This is a genomic window from Clavibacter nebraskensis NCPPB 2581, from assembly GCF_000355695.1.
Classification (GTDB): Bacteria; Actinomycetota; Actinomycetes; order Actinomycetales; family Microbacteriaceae; genus Clavibacter; species Clavibacter nebraskensis.
Genome location: NC_020891.1, coordinates 278,794 through 305,190, shown reverse-complemented (window position 1 = coordinate 305,190; position 26,397 = coordinate 278,794). Strand labels below are relative to the sequence as shown.

General features: G+C 77.8%; 13 protein-coding genes. 8 read left to right on the top strand and 5 right to left on the bottom strand.

What is annotated here, in order from left to right; genetic code table 11:
- Positions 1–5 precede the first annotated feature (5 nt).
- On the bottom strand, positions 6–701 hold the full coding sequence (locus tag CMN_RS01465; RefSeq protein WP_227077715.1) for a 4'-phosphopantetheinyl transferase family protein: 696 nt from the start codon (positions 699–701) through the stop codon (positions 6–8).
- Positions 679–2,388 (bottom strand): (2,3-dihydroxybenzoyl)adenylate synthase, encoded by a 1,710-nt coding sequence (locus tag CMN_RS01460; RefSeq protein WP_015489094.1) that lies wholly within the window; start codon positions 2,386–2,388, stop codon positions 679–681. Before CMN_RS01460 ends, CMN_RS01465 begins: the two co-directional genes overlap by 23 nt.
- A gap of 100 nt (positions 2,389–2,488) precedes the next feature.
- Between CMN_RS01460 and CMN_RS01455 the strand changes: the two genes are divergently transcribed.
- Genes CMN_RS01455 through CMN_RS01440 form a run of 4 tightly spaced genes read left to right on the top strand, consistent with a single transcriptional unit; the run spans position 2,489 to position 17,956 of the window.
- Entirely contained in the window at positions 2,489–9,334 is a 6,846-nt protein-coding gene (locus tag CMN_RS01455; RefSeq protein ID WP_015489093.1) for a non-ribosomal peptide synthetase, read from the top strand.
- Positions 9,331–14,895, top strand: coding sequence for a non-ribosomal peptide synthetase (locus tag CMN_RS01450; RefSeq protein ID WP_015489092.1), 5,565 nt, complete (start codon positions 9,331–9,333; stop codon positions 14,893–14,895). The genes CMN_RS01455 and CMN_RS01450 overlap by 4 nt, the downstream gene beginning before the upstream one ends.
- Entirely contained in the window at positions 14,892–16,037 is a 1,146-nt protein-coding gene (locus CMN_RS01445) for a saccharopine dehydrogenase NADP-binding domain-containing protein (RefSeq protein ID WP_015489091.1), read from the top strand. The genes CMN_RS01450 and CMN_RS01445 overlap by 4 nt, the downstream gene beginning before the upstream one ends.
- A complete protein-coding gene (locus tag CMN_RS01440; protein WP_015489090.1) occupies positions 16,034–17,956 on the top strand; it encodes a Gfo/Idh/MocA family oxidoreductase in 1,923 nt (640 codons plus the stop codon). Before CMN_RS01445 ends, CMN_RS01440 begins: the two co-directional genes overlap by 4 nt.
- Here the strand turns inward: CMN_RS01440 and CMN_RS01435 are convergent.
- Positions 17,946–19,142 carry a cytochrome P450 gene (locus tag CMN_RS01435; protein ID WP_015489089.1) on the bottom strand — a complete coding sequence of 399 codons (1,197 nt, stop codon included), beginning with the start codon at positions 19,140–19,142 and terminating at the stop codon, positions 17,946–17,948. The genes CMN_RS01440 and CMN_RS01435 overlap by 11 nt on opposite strands.
- 151 nt (positions 19,143–19,293) lie before the next feature.
- On the opposite strand from CMN_RS01435, the gene CMN_RS01430 reads away from it, so the two are divergent.
- The 4 genes from CMN_RS01430 to CMN_RS01415 are packed head-to-tail and all read left to right on the top strand — an operon-like array spanning position 19,294 to position 24,399.
- Entirely contained in the window at positions 19,294–20,091 is a 798-nt protein-coding gene (locus CMN_RS01430; protein ID WP_015489088.1) for a thioesterase II family protein, read from the top strand.
- Positions 20,088–20,855, top strand: a complete 768-nt coding sequence (locus CMN_RS01425) for a class I SAM-dependent methyltransferase (protein WP_015489087.1) — start codon at positions 20,088–20,090, stop codon at positions 20,853–20,855. The genes CMN_RS01430 and CMN_RS01425 overlap by 4 nt, the downstream gene beginning before the upstream one ends.
- The gene (locus CMN_RS01420) at positions 20,852–22,660 is read left to right on the top strand and encodes an ABC transporter ATP-binding protein (protein WP_015489086.1); all 1,809 of its coding nucleotides are present in this window, start codon (positions 20,852–20,854) and stop codon (positions 22,658–22,660) included. The genes CMN_RS01425 and CMN_RS01420 overlap by 4 nt, the downstream gene beginning before the upstream one ends.
- Positions 22,660–24,399, top strand: coding sequence for an ABC transporter ATP-binding protein (locus CMN_RS01415; RefSeq protein WP_015489085.1), 1,740 nt, complete (start codon positions 22,660–22,662; stop codon positions 24,397–24,399). Before CMN_RS01420 ends, CMN_RS01415 begins: the two co-directional genes overlap by 1 nt.
- Here the strand turns inward: CMN_RS01415 and CMN_RS01410 are convergent.
- Both CMN_RS01410 and CMN_RS01405 read right to left on the bottom strand, forming a co-directional pair.
- The gene (locus CMN_RS01410; protein ID WP_015489084.1) at positions 24,333–25,190 is read right to left on the bottom strand and encodes a GNAT family N-acetyltransferase; all 858 of its coding nucleotides are present in this window, start codon (positions 25,188–25,190) and stop codon (positions 24,333–24,335) included. The genes CMN_RS01415 and CMN_RS01410 overlap by 67 nt on opposite strands.
- On the bottom strand, positions 25,187–26,392 hold the full coding sequence (locus CMN_RS01405) for a dipeptidase (protein WP_015489083.1): 1,206 nt from the start codon (positions 26,390–26,392) through the stop codon (positions 25,187–25,189). Before CMN_RS01405 ends, CMN_RS01410 begins: the two co-directional genes overlap by 4 nt.
- Between the last annotated feature and the right edge of the window lie 5 nt (positions 26,393–26,397).

The window sequence follows — 26,397 nt, the reverse complement described above, 5'->3', positions numbered from 1 at the left end:
CTCCTTCAGGCGGGGCGGGGGACGGCGGACGGGATGCGGGGCACGGCGAGCCACGCGCACGTGAGGACGAGGCCCTCCGCGACGCACCAGCTGCCGCGGTAGGCGGGGAACGGGACGGGGCCGGGCGCGCACCGGCGGGCGGTGAACGTGCCGCCGGGGTGGAGCGTCACGTGGAGGTCCGTGAAGCCCAGCCACTCGCGGTACCGGGCGAAGTGCGCCTTGCCCACCGACTCCTTCGCGCTGAAGAGCACGCAGTCCGCGTGCACGTCGGCGCCGAGCGGCGGATGCGGGTCGAGCTCGCCCGCGAGGCCGACCATGTCCCGGGCCTCCCGGGGCAGGGGCGCGTGCGGCTCGGCGTCGATCCCGATGGTGCGCAGCGCGTCGACGCCCGCGACGACGGCGGCCCGATAGCCGGCGCAGTGCGTGAGGCTGCCGACCACGCCGCGCGGCCAGACGGGGTCGCCTCCCCGGCCCTTCGGGATCGCGACGGCGGCGGCGCCCGTCGCGTCCCCGGCGAGGGCGGCGAGGGCGGTGCGGGCGCAGGCCCGGGTCGCCGCGAACTCGCGCCGGCGGGACGGCACCGCGCGGGCCACGGCGCCGGCCTCAGCGGGATGCAGGGGGTGCTCGCCCGCGGGACCGCGCTCCTCCGCCAGGACGGCCCCGGCGGGGAGGATCGCGTCAAGCACGGTCCCGGTCGGCATGCGCATCCGTGCCCGATCCCGCGGAGAGCAGCGCGGCGATCCGGGCCTTGTCGACCTTGCCCACGGCGGTGAGCGGCAGCGCGGGCAGCGCGACCACGCGGTCCGGGTGCTTGTACGCCGCCACCCCGAGCGACCGGAGGTGCGCGACGACCGCGCGGCGATCGGGAGCGTGCCCCGCGCAGGCGATGACCGCGACGGCGCGTTCGCCGAGGTCGGGATCCGGCACCGGCACCACGGCTGCCGCGCGCACGGACGGCATGGCCTGCAGGTAGCGCTCGACCTCCGCCGCGGAGTACTTCTCGCCGCCGCGGTTGACCTGGTCCTTCGCGCGTCCCGTGACCACGACGTGCCCCGACGGGAGCCGCCGCACGATGTCGCCGGCGCGGTAGAAGCCGTCGGGCGTGAAGGCCGACGCGTCCGCCTCGGGGGCCGCGTGGTACGCGCGGAGCGTGCACGGCCCGCGGGTCTCCAGCTCGCCCTCGTCGCCGTCAGCCGCGAGGGATCCGTCGGCGGCACGCAGTCGGACCAGGTCGTCGGGGCTGGTCGGGCGCCCCTGGGTGCTCCAGCGCAGCTCGGGCGGATCGTCGAGGGCGGTCATGCAGACGAGCCCCTCGGCCATCCCGTAGACCTGCTGGAGCGTCGCCCCGAGCGCGGGCTCCAGGGCGCGCGCCGTGACGTCGTCGAGTCGGGCGCCGCCGACCTGGACGACGCGGAGGCTCGAGAGGTCGGCGGTCGCGTGCGCGGCCTCGTCGATCCACGCCCGCGCCAGCGTGGGGGTCAGGGCCACGTGCGTCACGCGCTCGCGGGCGACGAGCGCGAAGGCCGTCGCGGGATCCGGGTCGGGCGCGACGACGACGGTACCGCCCGCATCGAGCACGCCGAGCACGCCGGGGCACGCGAGGGTGAAGTTGAAGGCCACGGGCAGCACGGCCAGCAGCACCGCGCCGGGACCGACGCCCGCCGCGCGCGCCGCCGCCCACGCGTTGTAGGAGTACTCCGCGTGGTGGCGCGGGATGAGCTTGGGCAGGCCCGTGGTGCCGCCCGAGTGCAGGAGGAGCGCGAGGCGGGGCGCGCCGTCGGGCGCGACCGGGTCGAGCCCCGGGGCGGGGCTCGCGTCCTCGCGCCCGAGCTCGCGGATCCCCTCCCACGTGAGGGCGCCGTCCGCGCGTCGCGGCCCGTGCACGATGACGAGGTCGAGCCCGGGGCAGGCCGCGCGCACCCCGGCCGCGAGGCCACGGCCGTCGTCCCGGCCGACGCGCTCCGCGACGACCATGCCGCGCGCCCCGCTGCCGGCCGCGAGGTGCGCGAGCTCCATGAGCCGGTGGGCGGGCATCGCGTGCACGGGCACGGCGCCGGCGCGCACGAGCGCGAACCAGGCGATGACGAAGGCGGCGCCGTCGGCGAGCTGCAGCAGGATCCGGTCGTCTGGCCGGATGCCCGACCGGATCAGGCCGCGCGCGGCGAGGTCGACCTCGGCGTCGAGCTCGGCGTGGGTCCAGCGCCCGCCGGCGCCGACGAGCGCCGTGCGGTCGGGCACGCGGGCGGCGCTCCGCCGCAGGATGCCGTCGAGCCGCGCGTCCGGCTGCCGCCCCGCCGCCCGGGCGGCCCGGCCCATCCCCTCGGCCCAGTCGGCGCATCCGCCACCGGGCTCGTGACCCGGGCCCTCCGTGTGCTCGCGTCCGTGCATCCGTCGGCGTCCTCCTCCTGCCGTGGACGGATCTCGTCGCCGGCGCGTCATCGGCCATATGATAACGGTTCTCAATAACCCGAGTCCGAGGAGCGTGCACATGACCGAGCGGATCCCCTCCGTCCCTCCCGCCGCGCTGCTCCGCGACCAGGTCGCGCGCGCCCTGCGCCTCGACCCCGCCGAGGTGGGCCTCGACGACGACCTGGTGGACCTCGGGCTCGAGTCCACCGCGCTGATCCGCCTCGCCGGGCGCTGGCGACGCGACGGGCTCGCGGCCGACTTCTCGCGGCTCGCGGCCGACCCCACGATCCGGGCGTGGACGCGAGTGCTGGGCGATGCCGCCGCGGACGCGGATCCCGGCACGAGCACGGCCGCCGCTCCCGCCCTCGACCCCGCGTCGCCGTCGCCCCTCACGCCGCTGCAGCACGCGTACTGGCTCGGCCGGCAGCCCGGCCAGCCGTCCGGGTCGGTCGCCGCGCACTTCTACGTCGAGCTCGACGGGGCGGAGCGGGACCCCGAGCGGCTGCGCACGGCCCTCGCCGCCCTGGTCGCCCGGCACGCGTCGCTCAGGATGCGCTTCCGGGACGACGGCACGCAGCAGCCCCTGCCCGCCGACGAGGAGCCGCCCGCCGCCCGGCTGCGCGTCCACGACCTCCGCGCGCTGCCCGCCGACGCCGTGGACGCGCGCCTGGCGGAGATGCGCGACGCGGGCACGCACCGCCGCATGGCCGTCGAGCGCGGCGAGGTGCTCCGCGTCGACCTGACGCTCCTGCCGTTCGGCCGCTGCCGCCTGCACGTCGACCTCGACATGCTCGCGGGCGACGCCATCAGCCTCCGCGTGATCCTCGCCGACCTCCGCGACCTCGTGGACGAGCCGGGGCGGCCGCTGCGCGAGATCCACCGCGACGTGCGCGGCGAGCTGGCGGCCCGGGCCGCGCGCGCCGCGGCGTCCCGCTCCTCGTCCGACGCGCGCTGGTGGCGCGAGCGCGTGCCCGACCTCCCGGCGGGACCCGCGCTGCCCGTGCGCGACGACGCCGAGCGGGCGGGGACCGTGCCGCGCTCCCGCCGGCTGCACCACCGTGTAGGAGAGGAGGAGCTCCGCCTGCTTGAGGCCGCGGCGCGCTCCCGCGGGCTGACGGTGGCCGCCGTGCTCGCGACGGCGTTCGCCGAGGTCGTGGCCGCCTGGTCGGCCGACGGCCGCTTCCTCCTCAACCTCCCCGTGCTCGACCGCAGCGACGAGGAGGGGCTGGAGCTGCTCGTCGGCGAGTTCAGCACCTCGATCCTGCTCGACGTCGACCTGCGGGAGGAGCGGCCGTTCCGGGAGGACGCGGCGCGGATCCAGCAGGGCGTGCGCGAGGCCGTCGCCCACGCGGGCTACGGCGGCGTCGACGTGCTCCGCGACCTCGCGCGCCGCGACGGCGGCAGCCCCGTGCTGGCGCCCGTCGTGTACACGAGCGCCATCGGCCTGGGCGAGCTGTACGACGCGTCCATCCGTCGCGCGCTCGGGGAGCCGGTGTGGATCATCTCCCAGGGTCCGCAGGTCTGGCTCGACGCGCAGGTCACCGAGCTCGAGGGCGGGCTGCTGCTCAACTGGGACGTGCGGGTCGACATCCTCGAGGAGGCGGCGATGGAGGCCGCGTTCCTCGCGTACCGCCGCCTCGTCGACGAGCTGGTGCACGAGCGGCCCGGCGCCTGGGACCGGCCGGCGCTCGCGGTCCCCGCCCCGGAGGACGTGCGGGCGCACCGGGCCCTCGAGCGGCCGGCCCCGGCTGCGGACGCGCCCGGCGCGGGCGACGGCCTCCTGCACTCGGCGTTCCTCGCGCGGGCGGCCGCGGATCCGGACCGGCCGGCGGTCATCGCGTCGGACGACCGAGAGGTCGCGTACGGTGAGCTCGCCGACCACGCGCGCCGGGTCGCCGGGCTGCTGGGCGAGCACGGCGTCGGCCCCGGCGCGACAGTGGCGATCACCGCGCCGGCCGGGACGGATCGCGTGGCCGCCGTGCTCGGAGTGCTGCTCGCCGGCGCCTGCTACGCGCCCGTCGGCCCGGACCAGCCGCCCGCGCGCCGCGCGACGGTCCTCGAGCGGGGGATCGACTGCGTCCTCGCCGACGACGCGCTGGTCGCCGAATCCGCGGCGGCCGTCGGTCCGGGCGGCCCGCCCGTGGTCGCGCTGGGCGCCGCCCGGCACGCCGAGCCGCTCGCGGGTCCCGTCGCCGTCGCCCCCGACGAGCCCGCCTACCTGCTCTTCACGTCCGGATCCACCGGCCGGCCGAAGGGCGTGGAGGTCGCCCACCGGGCCGCTGCCGCCACCATCCTGTCCCTCGCGGTCGTCGCGCCCCTCGGCCCGGACGACCGCACCATCGCGCTCTCCGCGCTCGACTTCGACCTCTCCGTCTACGACCTGTTCGCGGTGCTCTCGGTGGGCGGCGCGGTCGTCGTGCCCGCCGAGCACGAGCGCCGCGACGCCGACCGGTGGCGGGAGCTCGTCCGCGCGCACGGCGTCACGGTCTGGAACACCGTGCCGGCGCTCCTCGACATGCTGCTCGCGGCGACCGGCGACGGATCCCTGCCGCTCCGGCTCGTGCTGCTCGGCGGCGACGTGGTCGGGGTGGATCTGCCGGGGCGCCTGGCCGCCTGCGCGCCCGCCGCCCGGCTGCTCGCGCTCGGCGGGATGACGGAGGCGACCATCCACTCCACCGTGCACGAGGCGCGCGCCGACGCCCCCGTGTCCCCCGCGTCCGCCGCGCGCGGCCTCCCCTGGGGCGCCCCGTTGCCGGGCGTGCGCCTCCGGGTCGTCGACGAGCGCGGACGCGACCGCCCCGACGGCGTGCCCGGCGAGCTGCTCGTGGGCGGGCACGCGCTGGCCCGCGGCTACCGCGGCGAGCCCGGTCTCACCGCGGCCCGCTTCCCGGTGCGCGGCGGCGAGCGCTGGTACCGCTCGGGCGACCGCGGCAGGTACCGGCGCGACGACGCGGGGCGGCCGGTGCTCGAGTTCCTCGGGCGCGCGGATCACCAGCTCAAGATCCGCGGCCACCGCGTCGAACCCGGGGAGGTCGAGGCCGCGCTGGCCTCCTTCCCGGGCGTGCAGCGCGCGGTCGTCGTCGCCGTCGCGGGCGCGCTCGCGGCGATGGTGGTGCCCGAGCCCGGCGCGGTCGTCGTGCCCGACGACGTCGCGACCCACGCGGGCGCGCTGCTGCCGCCGTCCATGGCGTGCGCGCGCGTGGTCGTGCGGGCCGAGCTGCCGCTCACGGCCAACGGGAAGGTCGACCGGGCCCGGATCATCGCCGCGCTCGCCGAGCGCCCGGCCCCCGCGCCGCGGCCGGACGACGCCTCGATGTCGCCCGAGGAGCGGCTCGTGGAGCGGGTGTGGAGCGGCCTGCTCGGCACCCCGTGCGGTCGCGGGCGCTCCTTCTTCGCCGCGGGCGGCGACTCCCTGCAGGCCACCCGCAGCATCGCCGCCCTGCGCGCCGCGGGCGCCGCCGACGCGAGCGTGGCCGCGCTCTTCCGGCACCCGGTGCTGGCCGACTTCGCGGCGACGCTGCACCTCACGGCACCGGAGCCGGCGGACGCGCGCTCCCGCATCGTGCCGGACCCCGAGCACCGGCACGACCCCTTCCCGCTCACCGACGTGCAGCGCGCGTACGCGGTCGGCCGCGACCCCCGCATCCCGCTCGGCGGCGTCGGCACCTACCACCACACCGAGTTCGACGGCCAGGGGCAGGACCTCGACCTGCTCGCGGCCGCGTTCGACGAGCTCGTGCGCCGGCACCCGACGCTGCGCACCGTGATCGACCCCGACGGCACCCAGCGCGTGCTGGAGGAGGTGCCTGCCGTGCGCGTCGACGCGCGCGACGTGCCGGCCGACGCGGATCCGGACGCGGTGGACGCGGCGCTCCAGGCGTTCCGCGCGCGCACCTCGCACCGGTGCCACGACCTCGCCGTCTGGCCGCTCTTCGACGTCGACGCGCTGCGCTACCCCGACGGCCGCGGTGGGATCCGCACGCGCATCGCCATCGGCATCGACTACGCCGTCGTCGACGCGCTCTCGATCATGATCCTGTACACCGAGCTCGACCTCCTCGTGCGCGGCCTGCCGCTCCCGCCCGCGCCCGCCGAGCTGACGTTCCGGGACTGCGTGCTGCAGACCCGGCCGGACCCGGAGCGGCGGCGCGCCGACGAGGAGCACTGGCGCGCGCGGCTCGCCGACATGCCCGACGCCCCGCGGCTGCCGCTCGCGGACAGGGATCCGGCCCCCCGCTTCACGCGCCGCGCACACCGCTTCGACGCGGCGTGGTGGGCCGCGTTCCGCGACCGCTGCCGGACGGCCGGGCTCACGCCCACGAGCATGCTGGCGACCGCGTACGGCCACGTGCTCTCCCGCTGGAGCGGGCAGCGCGACCTCACCATGACGCTGACCCTCTTCGACCGGCGCGACGTGCATCCCGACATGCCGCGCCTCGTGGGCGACTTCACCGCCCTGACCCTCCTCGACCACCGGGCCGCGGGCTCGGCGGTCGAGGCGGCGCGCGGGCTGCAGGAGCGCCTCGCCGCCGACCTCGACCACCGCGAGGCGCCCGCGTCGTGGATCCTGCGGGAGCGCGCGCGCCTCGCGGGCACGGCCGTCGCGCCGGTGCCCGTCGTGTTCACGAGCGCGATCGGCGTCGGCGACGGGGTCGGCGTCGGCGACGGGGTCGGCGTCGGCGACGGGGTCGGCGTCGGCGTCGGCGACGGGGTCTCAGCCGACGTGTCGGGGGCGTTCGGCGAGCGGATCCACGGCGTGTCCCAGTCGCCCCAGGTGCTCCTCGACGTCCAGGTGCTGGAGGACCACGGCGGCCTGCGGGTCGACGCGGACGCGCGCGACGACGCGTTCCCGCCGGGCCTCGTCGACGCGCTGTTCGCCGCGTACGTGGCCACGCTCGAGCACCTCGCCGCGTCCGGCTGGGACGCGCCGCTCCCCGTGGATCCCCCGGCCGACCAGGCGCGCGCCCGCGCCACGGCGACCGCGGCCCCGCGACCGGGCCGCCTCCTGCACGACGCCGTGCGGGAGGCCGCGCTCCGGGCGCCCGAGGCACCCGCGCTCATCACGGGCACGGGCGCGTCGACGCGCGTCGTGACGCACGGCCAGCTCGCCGACCGCGCCCTGCGGATCGCCGGCGCGCTCCAGCGTCGCGGCATCGGCCCGGGCGACCTCGTCGGCGTCACGCTGCCGCGCGGCGCGGACCAGGCGGCCGCGGTCCTCGGCGTCCTCAGCGCGGGTGCCGCGTACGCGCCCATCGGCGTCGGACAGCCTCCCGCGCGGCGGCGGGCGATCCACCGCGCGGGCGGCATCCGCCTGGTCATCGCCGACGATCCGGCCGCGGCGGGCGGCGACGAGCCCGACGCGCCCGCCCTCCTCCGCCCGGCCGACGCCGCCGCGGAGGAGCCGCTCGCCGCCCCGGTACGCCCGTCCGTCGAGGCGCTCGCCTACGTCATCCACACCTCCGGCTCCACGGGCGAGCCCAAGGGGGTGGAGATCGCGCACGACGCCGCGTGGTCCACGGTCGAGGCGGTGGGCCGGATGCTCGACCTCGGCCCCGGCGACCGGATCCTCGCGCTCTCCGCGCTCGACTTCGACCTCTCCGTGTTCGACGTGCTCGGCGTGCTGGGCGCGGGCGGCGCGCTCGTGATCCCCGAGGAGGGCGAGGAGCGCGACGCCCCGCGCTGGCTCGACCTCGTGCACGAGCACGGGGTCACGCTGTGGGACACGGTGCCGATGCTGCTCGACATGCTCCTCGTCGCGGCCGACGACCGGCCGGGGAGGCTCGGCGCGCTGCGGGCGGCGCTGGTCTCCGGCGACCGCGTGGGCACCGACCTGCACGGGCGCCTGATCCGGGCGGCCGGGCCGGGCACGCGGCTCGTCGCGCTGGGCGGCGCGACCGAGGCGGCCATCTGGTCGAACGCGTGGGAGGTGGACGGCCCGCTGGAGGGCTGGGGATCCGCGCCCTACGGCCGACCGCTGCCCGACCAGGCGTTCCGGGTGCTCGACGCGTGCGGCCGGGACTGCCCCGACTGGGTGCCGGGCGAATTCGTCATCGGCGGCCGCGGCCTCGCCCGCGGCTACCGGGGCGACCCCGCGCGCACGGCGGCCGCGTTCGTCGAGCTCGACGGCGGCCGCTGGTACCGCACGGGCGACACGGGCAGGTACCGGCCGGGCGGGATCCTCGAGTTCCTCGGTCGCGCGGACCGGCAGGTGAAGCTCGGCGGGCACCGGATGGAGCTCGGCGAGATCGAGGCCGCCCTCGCGGCATCTCCCGGGGTGCGGCGCGCGATCGCGCTCGTGGTCGACGGGCCGGCGGGACGGCGGCGCCTGCACGCGGCCGTCGAGCCGGACGACGGGCACGACGGGGCCGCGGTGCTGTCCGCGGCGACCGCGACGGCCGCCGACCGGCTCCCCTCGTACGCGATGCCGCAAAGGATCCACCTCGTCGACGCGTGGCCGCTGACCGCGAACGGCAAGGTGGACGTGCCGGCGCTCGCCCGCGCGCTCGCGGAGGCGGACGCGCTCACCCACGCCGGCGCGGACCCGACGCGGTGCGCCGACGCCGACGCCGCTCACGGCCCCGCGCGCCCCGCCGCGCCCGCGACCGCGACGGAGGCCGCCCTCACCGAGCTGTGGGCCGGGGTCCTCGGCACCCCGCCGGCCCCGGGCGTCGGCTTCTTCGCGGCGGGCGGCGACAGCCTCGCCATGCTCCGGCTCGTGACCGCCGCCCAGCGCCGCTTCGGCGTCGACGCGGGCGTCCGCCGCTTCCTCGAGGAGCCGACCGTGCCGGCGTACGCCGCCTGCATCGACCGCGCGCGCCTCGCGGCCGCCACCCCGTCCACCCCCGCGTCCGCGTCCCCCGCGGACGCCCCCGCCCGACCGCCGGCCACCGCCGGCGCCGACCTCTTCGAAAGCGGAGACCTGTGAACGCTCAACAGCTCATCGACGACCTCAACGCCCGCGGCGTCCGGCTCTGGGCGGAGGAGGGGCGGATCCGGTTCCGCGGGCCGCGCGGCGTGATCGACGACGACCGGCGCGAGCTCATCCGCCGGCACCGCGACGAGGTGCTCGCGATCCTCGGTCGGCAGGACGGGACGGGGCCGGGCGCTCCGGATCCGGGCGCCGCGGATCCCGCCGCCGCGCATGCGCCGTTCCCGCTCACCGCCGTGCAGACCGCCTACCTCCTCGGCCGCACCGACGCGTACCCGTACGGCGGCGTCGCCTGCAGCGCCGACCTCGACCTGTCGTGGCCGGCGTCCACCGACCCCGCGCGCATCGTCGACGCGTGGATCCGCCTGGTCGCGCACCACGACATGCTGCGCGCCGAGATCCACCCCGACGGCTCGCAGCGCGTCATCGCCGACCCCGGCCCCGTCGAGGTGCCGGTCGACGACCTCCGCGGCCTCGGCCCCGCGTCGCTCGGGCACCGCATCGACGCGGTGCGCGCGGACCTCGCGCAGGGCACGGGCGGCGACCCGGGCTGGCCGCGCGTGCGCGCCGTCGTGACCCGCGCCGACGACGCCGTGCGCCTCCACCTCGCGGTCGACCTGCTCGTGCTCGACCACGCGAGCCTGCAGCTCGTGCTCGACCAGCTGCGCGCGCTCGTCGCGGATCCCGCCGCCGCCCTGCCCGGCGGGACCGACGGGCCCGGCTTCCGCGACTGCGTGCTGGCCCGGCGCGCCCTCACGGCGTCGGCCGCGTACGAGCGCGACCGCTCCTACTGGTGGCGGCGCCTCGACGACCTGCCGCCCGCGCCGGAGCTGCCGATGGCGGACCACGACCCGATGGCGGCTCCCGCGCGGTTCCGCCGGCTGTCCGCCGTGCTCGACCCCGCCGCCGCCGCGCGCCTCGACCACGCCGCCGCCGACGCCGGCGTGACCCCCACGAGCGCCCTGCTCGCCGCCTACGCCGAGACCGTGGGCCGCTGGAGCCGCAGCCCGCGCTTCCTCCTCAACGTGCCCGTCTCGGATCGCGGCGGCCTGCCCGCGGGCGCCGCGCACGTGGTGGGCGACTTCACGTCCGTGGAGCTGCTCGAGGTCGACCTCACCGAGGACGTGCCCGCCGTGGAGCGGATGCGCGCGCTCTCCGCCCGCCTGCTCGAGGACCTCGCCCACCCGCTCTGCAGCGGCACCGAGCTCCTCGCCGAGCTCACCCGGCGGCGCGGCGGCCACGCGCGCGACGTGGCGCTCGCGCCCGTGGTCTTCACGAGCGCGCTCTCCGGGGACGCGGCGGCGGGCTCCACGGGCGACGGCGGGCGGATCACCGCGGCCGTCACCCGCACGCCGCAGGTGTGGATCGACTGCCAGGCCCTCCGCGTGCCCGACGGGCTGCAGCTCAGCTGGGACGTGCGGGAGGGCGTGCTCGCCGACGGGGTGGCCGACGCCGCGTTCGGCGCGTTCGTCGTGGCCGTGCGCGCCCTCGCCGACGACCCGGCCGCCTGGCAGCTGCCGTGCGCCGTCGACCTGCCCGACGACCAGCGCGAGCGCCGGCGGCGGGTGGACGACACCGGGGATCCGGTCGCGCCCGCGCTCGTGCACGAGCCGCTCCTCGCCGCGGCGGAGGCCGCACCCGACGCGCCCGCCGTCATCGCCCCCGACCGCACGATGAGCCACGACGAGCTCGTGCGACGCGCGGCCGCCGTGGCCGCGCGCCTCCGCTCCACCGGGCACCGCCCGGGCGACCGGGTGGCGATCGTCGCGGCGCGCGGCTGGGAGCAGGTCGTCGCCGTCGTCGGCGTGCTCCTCGCGGGCGGCGCCTACGTGCCGGTGGACGTGGCCCAGCCGCGGATCCGCCGCGACACCGTGCTGGCGGACGCCGGGATCCGCCAGGTGCTCACGCAGGAGGCCCTCGTCGGCGCCCCCGCGGACTGGCCCGCGGGCGTCGAGCGGATCGCGGTCGACGCGCTCGAGCCCGCCGCCAGCCGGCCGGCCCCCGGTGCCGGGCGCGACGGCGTGGATCCGGCCGACCCCGCCTACGTCATCTACACGTCCGGGTCCACCGGCACCCCGAAGGGCGCGATCCTCTCCCACCACGCCGCGCACAACACGCTCGTCGACATCCGCGAGCGCTTCGGCGTGGGCCCCGACGACCGCGTGCTCGCCCTGGCCGGACTCGGCTTCGACCTGTCGGTCTTCGACGTGCTCGGCGTGCTCGGAGCGGGCGGAGCGATGGTGCTGCCGGACCCGCGACGGCGCGACGACCCCTCGCACTGGGCCGCGCTCATCGCCCGCCACCGCGTCACCCTCTGGAACTCCGTGCCGGCGCAGGCGCGCATGCTGCAGGACTACCGCGACGCGGTGGCCGCGACCGGCGGGGAGGCGGACGGCGACGGCCCGAGCACGCTGCGGCTCGCGCTCCTCTCGGGCGACTGGATCCCCGTGACGCTGCCCGACGCCATGCGCGCCGGCCACCCCGAGCTCACCGTCGTGAGCCTCGGCGGCGCGACCGAGGCCGCCATCTGGTCGGTGCACCACGTGATCGGCGAGGTCGACCGCCTGCGGCCGAGCATCCCGTACGGCACGCCCCTGCGGGGCCAGCGCCTGGCCGTCGTCGACCACCTCGGGCGCGACCGGCCCGAGGGCGTGCCCGGCGAGATCCTCATCCGCGGCGCCGGCGTCGCGCTCGGGTACCTCGGCGACCCGGAGCGCACGGGCGAGCGCTTCGCGGTGGATCCCGCCACGGGCGACCGCGAGTACCGCACGGGCGACATCGGCCGCTACCTGCCCGACGGGAGCATCGAGCTCCTCGGGCGCGAGGACGCGCAGGTGAAGATCCGCGGGTACCGCATCGAGCTGGCGGAGATCCAGGCCGCGGTGCTCGCCCACCCGGGCGTCGCCGACTGCGCAGTGCAGGTGGCCGAGGGCACCGCGGGCCGGCACCTCGTCGGGCTCGTCCAGCCCGAGCGGATCGCGCCCGTCACGTCGCCGGACGACGACGCGCCGGGCGACGCCGCGCGCGCCGCCCTCGCCGTGGCCGCCGCCGACGTCGACACCGACGCGCTCGGGGCCTTCCTCGCCCAGTTCGACGAGCACGCGCTCCGCGTGATCGAGCGCACGCTCGCCGCGACGGGCGCGCTCGTCGACGACGCCGTGCCCGTCAGCGCGGACGAGGTCGCCGACCTCCTCCGCGCCAGCGACGCGCACCGGGTCGTCGTGCGCCGCTGGCTGCGCGCGCTCGAGCGGCGCGGGCGCATCGCGCGCGACGCCGACGGGCGCTACCGTGGCGCCCTCTCCGCGGATCCGGAGCGGGTCGCGCGCGCCTGGGCCCGGGTGGAGGAGGCCGAGCGGGAGATCGGCTGGAGCGCGGAGCTGCTCCGCCACGTGCAGGCGTCGAGCCTCGCGCTCGCGGACCTCGTGAGCGGCGACCTCGACATCGCGGAGCTGCTCTACCCGGGCGCCCCGAGCGATGCGATCGGCGCGGCCTACCGCGACAACCTCGGCGTGCGCCTCCTCACGGCAGCGCTCACGGCCGCGGTCGTGACCCTCGCCGACCGGCACGACGCCCGGGGGCACGGCGCGGACGAGCCGCTGCGGATCCTCGAGGTGCGCGGCGGCGTGGGCGGCGCGGCCGACCAGCTCATCCCCGCGCTCGCGGGCCGGGCCGTGGAGTACACGTTCACCGACCCGTCGATGTTCCACGTCGGCGAGGCGCGCGAGCGCCACCCCGATCGCCCCGGCGTGCGGTTCCAGGCCTTCGATCCGGCCCTCGACCCTCTGCCGCAGGGGCAGCGGCCGAACTCCTACGACGTCGTGATCTGCTCCAACGGCCTGCACGGCGTGCCCGACGTGCCGGCCGCGCTCCGGCGCCTGCGGGGGCTCCTCGCCCCGCACGGCCACCTCGCCGTTATCGAGAGCACGCGCGAGGACAACCCGCCGCTGATGATCGCCACCGACTTCATGGAGGTGCGCGCCGGCGGCCCGGCGGACGCGCGGCTCGCCGAGGACGCCCTGCTCTTCGCGGCCGCCGAGTGGCGGGCGATGCTCGACGGGATCGGCGCCCGGGGGATCCAGCAGGTGCCGGCGGACGAGGATCCGCTCTCCGGCCTCGGCCAGCACCTCCTGCTCGCGCAGGTGAAGGTCGACCGCGCGCCCCTCCGGGCCGCGTCGCTCCGCCGCCACACCGCCGACCGCCTGCCGGAGTACATGGTGCCGCGCCGCTGGCAGGTGCTCGACGCGCTGCCGGTCACCGCGAACGGCAAGGTCGACCGGGCCGCGCTCGCCCGGCTCGCGGAGGACCGGACGCCCCAGGCGACGGTCGCCGCCGGATCCGACGCGCCCCGCGACGACGTCGAGCGCCGGCTCCAGGAGCTGTGGGCGGAGCTGCTGGGCCGCCCGGGGATCGGCCGCGACGACGACTTCTTCGCGCTCGGCGGCGACTCGCTGCTCGTGGCGCGCCTCGTCGGCCGGATGCGGGAGCAGCTCCCCGAGGTCGTCGACCTCGAATGGGACGTCGTGCTCCGCCACATGCTGCGGAGGCCGACCATCGCCGGGCTCGCGGGCTACGTGCGCCAGGCCGGCGAGGGAACCGCGGGCGACCGGGACGCCCCCGCGACGCCGGCCGTGAGCCTGCTCTCCGGATCCGGCCGAGGCCCGGCCACCGTGCTCGTCCACGCCGGGATCGGCACGATCATGCCGTACCGCGCGCTCATGACCGAGATCCGCCGGAGGTCGCGCGGCACCGGCTCGCTGTACGGCGTGGAGGTGCCCGACCTCGACGCCTTCCTCGACGCCGACCCGCACGGGCTCATCGACCGGATCGCCGCGGAGTACGCCCGTGAGCTCCTCGCGACCGGGATCCGCACCTTCCACGTCGTCGGCTACTGCCTCGGCGGGCTGGTCGCCACCGAGGTGGCGCGCGCGCTCACCGAGGCGGGCGCGGACGTCGCCTCGTTCACCGCCATCAGCAGTCACAGCCCCGCGTTCCGGCTCGACGACGAGATGGTGTCGGAGTACTCCTTCGCGATGATGATCGGCATCGACCCCGTCGACCTCGGCTTCCCGGCCGACCCCTGGCGCATCGCCGCGGCGGGCGCGCGCATCCTCGAGCGGACCCCCGGGGTCATGCCCGCGGACGGGTACGCGTCGCTCGACGACGAGTTCGCCGACATCGGCCGGGCGTTCCTCGACCTGTCGCGCATCCCGCGCCGGGCCCGCATCGCCCGGATGTGCGAGGTCGTGCCTCCGGCGTCCGGCAGCTACAGCCCTGAGCAGATGACGCGCTTCTTCCGCACGTTCCGGCAGAGCGTCTTCGCGATCACGCGCTACCGGCCGGACCCGTACGCGGGCGACATCACGTTCCTCCGGCACAGCGGCGCGTACCCGTTCCCGGGCAGCAGGGAGGCGGTCACCGACTACTGGGAGGAGCTGGCGCTCGGCGAGCTCGACATCGTCGACATCCCGGGCGACCACTACGACTGCCTGTCGGTCGAGCACGCGCCGCGCGTGCTGTCGATCCTCACGCGCGTCACGGGCGGGGCGGTGATCGCGTGATCGCGGTCATCGGCGCCTCGGGTGCCGTCGGGCGGCCCGCGGTGCTCGCCCTCCGCGCCGCGTCCGGCGAGCCGCTCCGGCTCGGCGGGCGGCGCGAGGCGCCGCTGCGCGCGCTCGCCGAGGAGGCGGGCGGCGAGGTCGAGATCGTGACCGTCGACCTCCTGGACGACGACGCGCTCGCGGGCTTCTGCCGCGGCGCCGACGTGGTCGTGCACTGCGCCGCGCCGGCCTTCGCGTTCGGCGACCGGATCGCGGCCGCGGCCCTCGAGGCGGGCGCCGACTACGTGGACGTCTGCGGCGAGGAACCCGTGCGCGCGGGCCTCGTCGCCCGCGGCCTCGCCGACGCCGCCGTGCACGACGGCCGCCGCGCGGTCGTGTCGACGGGCGTGGTCCCCGGCCTCTCGGGGCTCCTGCCGCGGCTCGCCGCCCAGGGGCTGCGCGGCCCGCTCCGGCTGCGCGGCTGGGTGGGCGGCGTCGAGGCGTGCTCCCCCGGGGTCGCGCTCGACGTGCCGCTGTCGCTCGCGGCCGGCGGACCCGGATCCACCGCGTATGGCACGCCGCTCGCCGCGTGGTCGGGCGGCCGGCGCGTCGAGCGGGCGCTGCGCGCGGAGGAGGACGCGACGGCGCCCTTCTTCGCGGGCCGGGTCGCGCTCCAGCCGTACCTGTCGGCCGAGACCGAGCGGATCGCGCGCGGCGCCGGCTTCGCGGACGCGGAGTGGTGGAACGTGCACCCGGGCCCGGCCGTGCGCGACGCCCTCAACCGCCTGCCCGCGCTGCTCGCGGGCGACGACGGCGCGACGGCGGCGGCCGACGCGCTCGTCCGCGCGGGCAACCTCGACCTGCTCGGGACCCGGCCGTTCCACGTGCTGGCCGTCTCCGTCCGCGGCACGGACGCCGACGGCGATCCGGTCGAGCGCGCGATCGTGCTGCACAGCGACGACAGCTACGTGCTCGCCGGCCGTCTCGCCGCGATCACCGTGCAGGAGATCCGCGCGGGCGCCGTACCCGCGGGCGTCGGCTTCGCGCACGACGTGCTGGATCCGCGGCGCGTCCTCGACCTCGTCACCGCGTCGGGCGCGAGCGCCGTCACCCGCATCGACGACGCCGGCGACGCGGGCGAGATGGTGGAGGAGGACCTGTGACCGGCGACGCCGCCGACCGCCCGCTGCGCGTGGTCGTCTGCGGCACGGGCTTCGGCCGCATCCACCTCCGGGCCGTGCTCGGGCGCCCCGAGCTGCGGCTGGCCGGGATCCTCGCGCGCGGCGGCGACGCCTCCCGCGCGCTCGCGGCCCGGCACGGCGTGCCGCTGTGGACCGACGTCGCCGACCTGCCCGCCGACGTCGACCTGGCCTCGGTCGCCGTCGGCTCGGCCGTGCAGGGCGGGCCCGGATCCGCGCTCGTGCTGGCGCTGCTCGCGCGCGGGATCCACGTGCTGCAGGAGCATCCGGCGCACCCCGACGAGATCACCGCGGCGGCTCGCGCGGCCCGCACGGCCGGCGTCCGCTACCGGCTCTCCACGCACTACCGGCACGTCCGTGCGACCCGGGGCTTCCTCGCGTCGGCCGAGCGGCTGCGGGCCAGGAGCCCGCTCGTGCACGTGGACGCCGCGGGTCCCGTGCACCTGCTGCAGCCGCTCGTCGACGTCCTCGGCCAGGCGGTCGGGGGTCTCCGGCCGTGGGCGTTCGCGGATCCCGTGGCGCGCCCGCGCGAGCTGACCGCGCTCGAGACGCGCGCGTCCCCGCTCACGGCGATCGAGGGCGTGGTCGGCGGCGTCCCGCTCTCGCTGCGCGTGCACGACGAGCTGCACCCCGGCGACCGCGACAACCACGCGCTGCTCTGGCCTCGCATCTCCCTCGCCTCGGAGGCGGGCGTGCTGACGCTCGCCGACGTGCACGGCCCGGTCACCTGGAGCCCGGCGCTGCACACCCGCCGCGACGCGGCCGGCCGGCTCGACCTCGACGGGGATCCCGCGCGACGCGCCCTGCCGCGCCTCGCCTCCTGGCCGGACGCGCCCGCCCCGACCGCGGGCGAGCTCTTCGACGACGTGTGGCCGGATGCGGTCGGGCACGCGCTGGGGATGCTCGTGGCGGAGATCCGCGCGGGCGACGGCGACGCGCTCCGCTCAGCGCAGGCCGACATCACGATGGCGCGCGCGTGGGTGGACCTCACCCGCCGCCTCGGCCCGCCGCGGAGCATCCGCCCGGGCGAGCCGCCGCGCGTGACGGCCGAGGCGATCCTGCCCGCGGCGGAGCCGGGACCCGGGCACGCGGTGGCAGGCGGCGCCGCGGCGGGCGCGTCCCCCGACCGGGAGCCGGCGGACCCGTACGGACCCGCGGCCGAGCTCTTCGACCTCGCCGCCGCCGCGCACGCCGAGCTCACGGCCGCCGCGGTGTGCCGGCTCCTCGACGGCCGCGACCTGTCCGCGGCGCCCGTGCTCGACATCGGCGCGGGGACGGGCGTCATCGCGCGGGCCGTCGCGCGCGCGCATCCGGAGGCGCGGATCGTCGCCGCCGAGCCGTCCGAGCCGCTGCGGGCGGTGCTGACCGCGCGGATCCTCGACGCCGACGGCCTGCAGGAGCGCGTGACGGTGACCGCCGGATCCGCGCCCGGCCTCGACCTGCCCGACCGCCTCTCCGCGGTGCTGCTCTGCGGCGTGCTCGGCCACCTCGATCCCGGGCAGCGCGCCCGGCTCTGGCAGCGCATCGCGGAGCGGCTGCTGCCGGACGGGGTCGTCGTCGTCGAGACGATGGGGCTCGAGGCCGGGACGCGCGTACCGGAGGCGCGCCTGGCCCGCACGCGCGTGGGCGACGACGAGATCGAGTGGTGGTTCCGGGCGGATCCCGCGCCCGACGGCCTCCTCGACCTGCGCACCCGCTGGCGCAGCCGCGAGCCCGGCGGCCGGGAGCGCGAGGTGCACGACGCGTACTCCTGGGATCCCGTGGGCCTGGAGGCGCTCGCCCGCGAGGCCGGCATGGACCTCGTGCGCCTGCCCGCCGCCGCCGGCGCGTCGCTCCCGCTCGGGGCGCTCGTGCCGCGGCGGGCGAGCGGCGTCACCAGGTGACGAGCATCTCCTCCACGCCGAACGACGCCGACTCGTGCTTGAGCTCGACGTCGTCGAGCGGCGTCGCGAGGCGGAGGTCCGGGTAGCGCGCGAAGAGGGCCCCGAGCAGCAGGCGCATCTCCATCCGCGCGAGGCTCGCCCCGAAGCACGCGTGCGCGCCGTGCCCGAACGTGAGGTGACGCGACGGGCGCGACGGGTCGATCTCGTACGGGTCCGGGAACTGCGCCGGGTCGTGGTTGGCGGCGCCGAGCAGGAGGATGACGCCGTCGCCCGCACGGATGCGCGCGTCCCCCACCTCGATGTCGGCCGTCGCGACGCGCAGCGGCAACGCGTCGCTCACCGCGGCTCGCCGCAGCAGCTCGTCGACGAGACCCGGCAGGATCCCCGGGTCGGCCCGCGACGCCGCCACCAGATCCGGCCGCTCCAGCAGCTGCAGCGTGGCGAGCGCCATGCTCGCCGTGGTCGTCTCGCGCGCCGCGATGACGACCATGGCGATGGCCGAGAGCACCTCGCGCCGGTCGAACCCGCCGCGGACGAGGTGCCTCTGCACGAAGCGGCTGAGCAGGTCGGTCCCGGGCTCGGCGAGGCGGCGCTCGATGATCCCGTCGAGCAGCCGGAACAGCGACCCGATGGCGGCGCCCACCTCCTCGGCCGTGCTCCGGCGGGATCCCGAGACGCGCACCACGTCGCGGAAGAACTCGGTGTCGGCGTCCTCCACGCCCACGAGCTCGCAGATCACGCCTGTCGAGACCGCGTTGGCGATGTGGCGCACGAAGTCCACGGGCGGATCCACGGCGGGCAGCCGGTCGAGGGCGTCCGCGATGACGCGGGCGACGGCGGGCTCCAGCTCACGCACCCGGCGGGCGCTGAACTCGGAGAGGAACGCGGTGCGGTACCTCGTGTGGTCGGGGGCGTCCATCCGGATGAACGGCCGCGCCTTCGCCGCTGCCTCCCGCTCGCCCACGCCCATCGCGGGGAAGCGCTCGTCGCGCGCGTCGGAGCTGAGGTCGGGCGAGGCGAGGAGGCGACGGACGTCGTCGTAGCGGGTGACGATCCACGCGTCGCCGCCCGTGGGGAGGCGCACCCGGGTGAGCGGGCCCTGTCCGCGCACCGCGTCGTACTCCGTCGGCGGGTGGTACGGGCACGTGCGCCGGAACGGGAACGCGGGGGGCGTGACGGGGGACACGGCTTCTCCTTGCGGGGATCGGGCCGGCTCGGTCGGGCGCGGCGTCGGCACTATTGCACATGGTTCTCAATAAGGGCTACGCTCCTCCCCGACCGCCTCCGTCGCGTCGACCGCGGCGACCGCCCGCCCGCCCCCGTCACGAGGAGCAGCCATGATCGACACCCCGCGCGCCGCGCCCGGCCCGCTGCGGCGGCTCGCGGCGGCGCCCGACGCGCGCATCCGCCTCGTCTGCCTGCCGCACGCGGGCGGCGCGGCCACGGCGCATCGCGGCTGGGCGCCCTTCCTCCCCGCGGGCGTCGAGCTGGTGGGCGTCCAGTACCCCGGCCGGGGCGATCGCTTCGGGGACCCCCTGCCCCGCGACCTCGACGCCCTCGCAGCCGAGATCGCCGACGCCGTCGCCGCGCTGACCGACCGCCTGCCGGTCGTGCTCTTCGGCCACAGCATGGGCGCCCTGGTGGCCTACGAGACCGCGCGCCTCCTCGCCGCGCGCGACCGCCCCGCCGTGCGGCTCGTCGTGTCAGGCCGCCGCGCGCCGACCGTGCGGTGGGGCGGCACCCTGCACCTGCAGGACGAGGACGTGCTCCTCGCCGACCTCGAGCGGCAGGGCGGGACCGCGGCGGAGATCCTCGCCGACGCCGAGATGCGGCGCACGGTCCTCGCCTGCCTCCGCGACGACTACCGGCTCGTGGAGACGCACCGCACCGCACCGGGGCCGGATCCCCGCTGCCCGCTGAGCGTGTTCAGCGGCGACGCGGATCCCGAGCTGCGACCCGCGGAGGCCGACGCGTGGCACCGGCTCGCCGGCGGCGCGGGAGGGGCCGACCTCGCGGTGTTCCCCGGCGGCCACTTCTACCTCCAGGCCCGGCGCGCGGAGGTCGTGGAGGCGCTCGTCTCCCGGCTGGATCCCGCGCTGGCCTTCCCCGCGCAGGCGGAGGCGATGTTCCCGTGACGCTCGACCTGCAGGACTACTCCCCCGGCGCGGAGTTCTACGACCTCGTGGCCCGGAGGCACACGGAGGCGATGGCGGGCGTGCTCGCCGAGGCGCTGGCGGGCACCTCGGCGGGCGAGCCGGTCGGCGCCCCCGCTGCGCCCGACGCCCCCGGGACCGTCGTGGAGATCGGCGCCGGCACGGGCCGCATCACGCGCCTGATCGCCGCGCTGCTCCCCGACGCGCCGATCCTCGCGGCCGAGCCCTCGCCCGTGATGCGCGCGGTGCTGCGGAGCCGCGTGCACGAGGATCCGGCGCTCCGCCACCGGGTGACCATCCGCCCCGAGACGGCCCAGGAGCTGACGCTGCCCGACCGCATCCAGGCGGTCGTGCTCATCGGCGTGGCCGGGCACCTCGGCGGCGCCGACCGCGCTGGCCTCTGGCGGCGCTGCCTCGAGCGGCTCGAGCCCGGCGGCGTGATCGTGGTCGACCTGATGGGCACGAGCGCCCGCGCGCTCCCGCCGACGCGGCTCCTGCGCGAGCGCATCGGCACGCAGACCTACGAGTGGTGGACCACGGCCGAGCCCGGCCGGGACGGCGCCACCCGGTTCACCACCCGCTGGCTCGTGCTCGACGGCACGAGGGCGGTACGCGAGGTCATGGGGGGATACGAATGGCACAGCCTGGACGCGGCGACGCTGGCACGCGAGGCGGGCCGACCGTGGAGCGCGCTCCGCGGCGGGATGGAGGACGCGGCGACGGAGGTCGCGGTGCTGCGCCGATGAGCGACGCGACGACGGCGCAGCGGGAGGCGCGCGCGGATCCCGCGACGGACGCCCCCGCGACCGTCGCCGACGCCGTGCGCGCCGTCCGCGGGCGCCTGGTCGCGGCCGTCGCGGTGCAGGCGGTCGCGTCCGCGAGCGGGCTGGTCGCCTTCGTCGCGGTCGCCGAGATCGGCCGCGCCCTGGTCGCGGACCCCGGCGGCCCGCCCGCGTGGGGCTGGGTGGTCGCCGCCGCCGCCGCGGGGATCGCGGGTCTCGTGCTCAGCGCGTCCGCCGACACGCTCACGCACCTGGCCGACGCCGACCTGCAGCTGGATCTCCGACGCCGCGTCGTCGCGCGCCTCGGCCGCGTGCCGCTCTCCTGGTTCGACGCGCACGACGCCGGCCGCGTGCGACAGTCGGTGCAGGGGGACGTGGCGGCGCTGCACGCGCTCGTCGCGCACACGCTGCTCGACGCGACGCGGCTCGTGGTCGTCACCGTCGCGTCGCTCGTCTACCTGCTCACCGTCGACGTACCGCTCGCGCTCGTCTGCCTGCTGCCGCTCGTGGCCGGAATGGCCCTGTTCGCGCGGGCGATGGCGGGCGCCATGTCCTCGATGGCCGAGTACGGGCGCGCGGCCGGGGAGATCGCGGGCAGCGTGGTGGAGTTCGCCGACGGGATCCAGGTGGTGCGCTCCTTCGGCCGCCCCGGCCGGGCGCACGCGCGCTACACGGAGGCGGTGGATGCGTTCGCCGCGTTCTTCGGCGCCTGGGTCGCCCGCACCACGGCCGCCACCACGGCGTCGTGGCTCACCGTCTCGCCGCTCGGCGTCCTCGCGCTGGTCGTCCCGGTGGGCGGCGCGATGGTCGCCGCGGGCGCGCTGCCCGCCGCCGACCTCGCACCGTTCCTGCTGCTGGCGCCCGCGATGGCGGCGCCCGTCGGCGCCATCGGACCGCGCGTGCAGGCGATCCGCGGCGCCGTGGACGCGGCGGCCTCGGTCGACGAGGTGCTGCGCGCGCCCGTCGAGCCGTCCGTCGAGCACCCGCGGACGCCGGAGGTGCGGAGCGGCGCGGGCCTCGTGCTCCGCGGGGTCGGCTTCTCGTACGACGGCGAGCGCGACGTGCTCGACGGCATCGACCTCGACCTGCCGCCCGGATCCGTGACCGCGCTCGTCGGCCCGTCCGGATCCGGCAAGTCCACCCTCGCGGCCCTCGTGGCGCGCCTCCGCCTGCCCACGCGCGGCACCGTCGAGCTCGGCGGGGTGGACGTGCGCGATGCGACCGCCGCCGCCTGGCACGTCCAGGTCGGCTGCGTGCTGCAGGACACCGTGCTGCTGCGCGACACCGCGCTCGAGAACCTCCGCCTCGGCCGCCCGGACGCATCGCTCGGCGAGGTGCGCGCCGCCGCCCGCATCGCGCAGATCGACGACGTGATCGCCGCGCTCCCGGACGGGTACGCGACCGTGCTGGATCCGCGCACCGCCCTCTCCGGAGGAGAGGCCCAGCGGCTCGCGCTCGCCCGCGCGCTCGTCGCGGACTGCCCCGTGCTCCTGCTCGACGAGCCGATGGCGCACGCGGATCCGTCGACCGCCGCCCGCATGCAGCGCGCCCTGGAGCACGCGACGCGCGGCCGCACCGTGCTGGTGGTCGCGCACCGGCTGGCGAGCGTGGAGCACGCCGACCGCATCGTCGTGATGGAGGCCGGTCGCATCGCCGAGAGCGGCACCCACGCCGAGCTGCTGGCGCACGACGGCCCGTACGCACGGCTGCTCCGCGCCACCCTCGCCCCCACCCCCGCCCCCGCCCCCACCCCCGAGGAGGACCGCTGATGCGCGCGATGGACGACCTGCGGAGGACCCTCGGCCCGGACGCGGAGCGCGAGCTCCGCCCCGTGGTGATCCGCATGGTCGCCGCCTCCGTGCTGCACGGCGCCGCGGCGCTCGCGCTCGTGCCGGTGCTCGAGCGCCTCTTCGGCGCGGATCCGTCGGCCGCGTGGCCGTGGATAGGCCTGTTTCTGGTGCTCGCCGCCGCTCATCTGGCCGTGCAGGCCGGCGCGCAGTCAGCCGCGTTCGGCGCTGGCGTGCGGGCTGCGAACGTACTTCACCACCGCATCGGCGACCACGTCGTGCGCCTGCCGCTCGCGTGGTTCGACTCCGCGCATCGGGCGGAGCTCACGTCCGCGGCGGGCAGCAGCGTGCTGGCGTCGATGGGGGTGCCCGCGTACCTGCTGCGCCCGCTCATCACCGCGACCGTCGTTCCCGCCGTGATCGCGGCCGGGCTGCTCGCGATCGACCCGCCGCTCGGCATCGCGCTGCTGGTGCTGGCGCCGCTCGTGGCCCTCGCGCTGCGCTGGGGCGGCATGGTCGCGCAGGGCGCCGACGCCGAGCGCGCCGCGGCGGACACCGAGGCGGGCGAGCGCATCGTGGAGTTCGCGCAGGCGCAGCACGTGCTGCGGGCGCACGGGCGCACCGGGCGCGACGCGGGCCTCCTCGACGCGATCCTCGTGCGCCGCCGGTCGGCCGCGCGCGCCCTCATCGGCCGCACCGTGGCGGGCCTCGTCGCGTTCGGGGCCGCCCTGCGCATGGCGCTCGTCGTGACGCTCGTGGTCGCGGTGGCTCCCCTCCTCGGCCCCGCGGACGCCGGACGCACCATCGCGGTGCTCGTGCTCGTGTTCCACGCGGCAGACCTCGTCGGGCAGGCCGCCGAGCTCGCGGTCGGGGTACGTGCCGCCCGCCGCGACCTGCGTGCCGTGGGCCGGATCCTCGACGCCGCCCCCATCCCCGAGCGCGCACCCCAGGAGACGCGCCGGCCCGACGGATCCGACGTGGAGCTCGACGGGGTCTCCTTCGCCTACTCGGGCGCGCCGGTCGACGCCGTGTCCGATCTCCGCGCCACGCTGACCGCGGGCCGCATGACCGCGCTCGTGGGGCCATCCGGATCCGGCAAGACGACGGTCGCGCGGCTCGTCGCCCGCGCCGCCGACGTGACCGGCGGCGCCGTGCGCATCGGCGGGGTCGACGTCCGCGACATGGCGCTCGCGGACGTGGCCGCGCACGTGTCCACCGTCTTCCAGGACGTGCACCTGCTCGCGGGCACGCTCGGCGACAACGTGCGCATCGCGGATCCGGACGCGGACGACGCGGCCGTCACGGACGCGCTGCGCCGTGCCGGCCTTCCGCTCGGCGACGGGCTCGACCTCGACACGCCCGTGGGCGAGGGCGGCCGCCAGCTCTCGGGCGGCCAGCGCCAGCGCGTGTCGATCGCCCGCGTGCTCCTGAAGGACGCGCCCGTGGTCGTGCTCGACGAGGCCACGGCGGCGCTCGACGCGGAGAGCGCCGCGGCCGTGGCCGAGGCGATCCGGCTCCTGCGCGGGCGCCGCACCCTGCTCGTGATCGCGCACCGGCTCGACACCGTGCGGAGCGCCGACGAGATCCTCGTGCTCGACGGCGGCCGCCTCGCGCAGCGCGGCGCGCACGACGAGCTCGCCGGGCAGCCGGGCGTCTACGCCGGGTTCCTCGCCGACCTCGTCGCGTCGGACGGCTGGCGGGTGCGGGCCCAGTACTCGTAGCGCGAGGCGGGCACGAAGCCGAGCGCGTCGTACAGGGCCAGGGCCCCGCGGTTCTCGGCCACGACCTGCAGCCAGAGGTCGGTGATCCCCCGCGCGGCGCCCGCCCGGACCGCCGCTCCCATGGCCGCCCGCGACAGGCCCCTGCGGCGGGCGTCGGGGCGCGTCGCGACGGCGAAGAGGCCGCCCCAGCCGCCCACGAGCGCGAGGCGCGCGGTCGCGAGGACGCGGTCGCCGTCGCGGACGGCGGCGTGCACGGCCGGGCCACGCTCGAGGATCCCGCGCGCGACCGCGAGCTCCGTGGATCCGCCGCGCCCGTCGACGCTCCACCACGCGTCGAGCCAGGCGTCGTCGGGCGCGTCCGCGACCGTGACCGCGAGCGCGGGATCGACGTGCCGGGCGCCCGCGAGCCGGTCGGCGACGACGTGCGCGTCGGCCACCTGCACGAGCGTGCGCGCCTCGGCGACGTAGCCGCGGGATGCCAGCCGCGCCGGGAGGTCGGACGGCTCCGACGCGGGCGACACCTGCACGCACGCGTCGATCCCGTGGTCGCGCGCGAACGCCTCCACCGCGTCGAGAGCGGCGTCCGGGTCGTCGACGGGGCCGACCGGGAGCGCCGAGTTCGCGCGCTTCGTCACGCCGCCGGCGGCGCGGAGGATCCAGCCCGCATACCGCTCGCGGTGCTCGGCCGGCCAGCCGCGGTCGGCCAGGTCGTCGAGCAGGGCGGCCGCGGCGCGCGGGTCCATCGCGGCGACGGCGGCGGCTCCGACCGCGGATCCGGCGTCGACGCTCACGCCAGCGCCCCCGCGTCCGCCGCCCCGCGCGACACGTCGTCGTCCGCGTCCGCGCCCCGCAGCACGCGCAGCGCGTTGCCGCCCGCGAGCGCGCGGAGGTCGTCGTCCGACCAGCCGCGCTCGGCGAGCGCGGCGATCAGGGCCGGGTAGCAGGAGACGTCCTCGAGCCCGTCGGGCGTGCGGTCGATGCCGTCGTAGTCGCCGCCGAGGCCCACGTGCCGGGGGCCGGCGACCTCGCGGATCCGCTCCACGTGCCGCACGACGTCGGCGAGCGTCGCGCGCGGCCGCTCCCCGGGCCGGCGCGCGGCGACGGCCTGCACGCCCTCGTGGTCGCGCGGATCCACGCCCTCCGCCACCGCGAGCGCCAGCGTCTCGTCGTGCCACGCCGCGACCGCGGGCGACACGAACTGCGGCACGAACGTGGCCATGCAGACGCCGCCGTTCGCCGGCAGCGACTCGAGCACGTCGTCGGGCACGTTCCGCGGCACGTCGCACACGGTGCGCGCGCCCGAGTGCGAGAACAGCACGGGCCGCCGGGCGATCCGCAGCGCGTGCCGCATCACGTCGGCCGACACGTGCGACAGGTCGACGAGCATGCCGATGCGCTCCATCTCGCCCACCACGCGCTCGCCCGCCGGGCTCAGCCCGTGGTGCACGGGCGCGTCGGTCGCGGAGTCGGCCCACGCCACGTTCGCGTTGTGCGTGAGCGTCATGTAGCGGACGCCGAGCGCGCGCATGGTGCGCAGCGCGCCGAGGGACCCGCCGATCGAGTGGCCGCCCTCCATGCCGAGGAGCGACGCGACGCGGCCGGACGCGACGACGCGGTCCACGTCGTCGGCCGTCACCGCGAGCGCGAGCCGGTCCGGGTGCGCGGCGACGATGCGGCGCACCACGTCGATCTGCTCGATGGTCGAGCGCACGGGGTCGATCCCGGGCAGGTCCGGCACCCACACCGACCAGAACTGCGCTGCGACTCGGCCGCGCGCGAGGCGCGGCACGTCGGTGTGCAGGCCGGGCACGGCATCCTCGACAGCGAGGCGCGCGATCACGTCGTCGCCGACGGACGCGCTCGGCCCGCCATCCCGCACCGCGCGCTTGCGGAGCGCCCAGGCGAGGTCGTCGTGGCCGTCGACGATCCCCTGCGCGTCGAGCAGCCGCGCGACGCGGTCGGCGAGGGCGGCGGGGGCGGGTGCGTCCGTCATCCGCG